3 protein-coding genes are annotated in these 1981 nt (G+C 30.7%); 1 reads left to right on the top strand and 2 read right to left on the bottom strand.

Annotated elements, in window-relative coordinates; translation table 11 throughout:
* Positions 1-530: DUF2157 domain-containing protein (locus tag ACHZDT_RS21380; protein ID WP_394776730.1), on the bottom strand; the 530-nt coding region annotated here is incomplete at its 3' end.
* A gap of 175 nt (positions 531-705) precedes the next feature.
* On the opposite strand from ACHZDT_RS21380, the gene ACHZDT_RS21375 reads away from it, so the two are divergent.
* Positions 706-1713 (top strand): IS30 family transposase, encoded by a 1008-nt coding sequence (locus ACHZDT_RS21375; RefSeq protein ID WP_394776729.1) that lies wholly within the window; start codon positions 706-708, stop codon positions 1711-1713.
* Here the strand turns inward: ACHZDT_RS21375 and ACHZDT_RS21370 are convergent.
* Positions 1681-1981 (bottom strand): hypothetical protein (locus tag ACHZDT_RS21370; protein WP_394776728.1); only part of this gene is annotated, 301 nt, incomplete at its 5' end. The genes ACHZDT_RS21375 and ACHZDT_RS21370 overlap by 33 nt on opposite strands.

The raw sequence follows: 1981 nt of genomic DNA, 5'->3' as shown, positions 1-1981 counted from the left end.
GAAACGGATAAACCAATGTATGCTGCTAAACCAGTGATTGCTATTGATAAGACACTTTTATTATCAAAATAATAGGCACAAAAGAAAGCTATTACTGTAGGAACAACAGTTGCTAAGCCGTATTGAGTACCAAAAACAGCGTATTGAAATTGCAGATAGCCAACAAAAATGCAACTTAATAATACTGCTGCTAAAATCAGGTAATCAAAAATAGGATTTTCAAATTGAGTTTGTTGTTTTTTAAACCCAGAGGCGTTTTTAAAACAGAAGTAAAAACAAAAAACGGTAACCAAAAGTAATAAAGCCAATATAGCGACATGCCCAATGCTATCAATATTTTTATAAATTAAAATACCGATACCTGAGGTAAACATTAATACAGATGCGTACATGAATAATTTTAGCTCAGTATGTAATGAAAAAAAATTTAAATTTCGATAGGCCTCTACTTGATCATATTGTTCAGGGGTTATTAATTCTTTTTCTAAAAGACTTTTTGTTGCCTCTTCTTCAAATTTTTTTATACTCATACTGTATTGAAATTTAAACTCAAATATAGGTTTAAAGTGTTAACTTCTCAGTAAAAGTATAAATTTATCAATTGTTAAATAATTGTAAGTTCAAGTTATAAGTGCAACAGATAAATTAAAAACACTTGGAGTTATCCCCCAAGTGTTTAAGGTCAAAAGCCTAAATTTGTCTTGCATGAAAAAATATAAACAATTAACCGTGGAACAAAGATACCAAATCGAAGCTCTAATACAAGCTGGTTTTAATCAAACGAAAATTGCAGATCAGTTAGGTGTTCATCGCAGTACTATTGGTAGAGAACTAAAACGATCTATACCAAAAAGAGGAAGGGGTTCTGGAGAATACTGTGCTTTAAACGCACAGCGAAAAACAAGTAATCGTCATAAAGAAAAGTATAAAATAGTTTTATTAACACCTGATTTGAAGCAAGCTATCTTCGATAAAATGACCTTGGACAAATGGAGTCCGGAGTTAATTTCAGAACGTTGGAAATTAGAAGGTAAAGCAATAGTTAGTCATGAAACAATTTACAAATGGATATGGGAATCTAAGCACACCAACAGGATAGAGAATAAACCTTTTAAGACACTTTACCAAGAATTGAAACATGGTAAAAGGAGACAAAAAAGAGGGAATATAAAAGACACTCGAGGAGCAATTCTGAATCGTAAACATATAAGTGAGAGGCCAGCTGTTATTGAACAAAGAAAAAGAATCGGAGATTTAGAAGCCGATTTAATGATGGGAAAAGACCATAAATCAGCATTGCTAGTCCTTACAGATAGAACTACATTAATTACCATGATAGATAAGTTGCAGGGAAAAACATCATTAGAAGTCACACAGAAAATAATTGAAAGGCTTTCTAGATTTAACTCCAGCTACGTCAAAACAATCACTTTTGACAACGGAAAAGAGTTTGCTGGACATACTGAAATCGCAAAAATATTTAATCTAAAAACCTATTTTACAACACCATACACCTCGCAAGAAAAAGGAACTGTAGAAAATAGAATCGGTGTAATTAGAAGATTTTTTCCAAAGAAAACTGATTTACGAATTGTAACCAATGAAAGAATTAAACAAGTAGAATTATCAATTAATAACAGACCCATTAGAAAATTCAATTACCTTAGTCCTATTGAAACTCTAAATAATAAGTTTGTTGCACTTATGAGTTGAACACAGCATTTCATCTATTTGGAAACCTTCTCTTTTTGCCAATTTCAAAATATGTTGCACATTATCAAACCTCCATACAGTTGAAATAGCAAATTTGACATCGTCAGAACTTATCAAAATTTCATTATCTTGAATAAAATGCCTCTTATTACTTTGGTTTATGTATTTTTTATTGATTAATTCTAAATTATTAATTACACCTGTTGAACCTTGAAACTCATCTTTAAAAATAGTTTTTAAACACCTAAAATCAGTTGGTTTATGTTTT

This window comes from Flavobacterium sp. (assembly GCF_043722275.1).
In the GTDB taxonomy this organism is placed as follows: Bacteria; Bacteroidota; Bacteroidia; order Flavobacteriales; family Flavobacteriaceae; genus Flavobacterium.
The sequence above is the reverse complement of the archived record's forward strand: the minus strand, read 5'-3'. Positions and strand labels throughout refer to the sequence as shown.

Bases quoted from the DNA above. Each gene is read 5' to 3' on its own strand.
- ACHZDT_RS21375 (WP_394776729.1), top strand. From the start codon at position 706: ATGAAAAAATATAAACAATTAACCGTGGAACAAAGATACCAAATCGAA.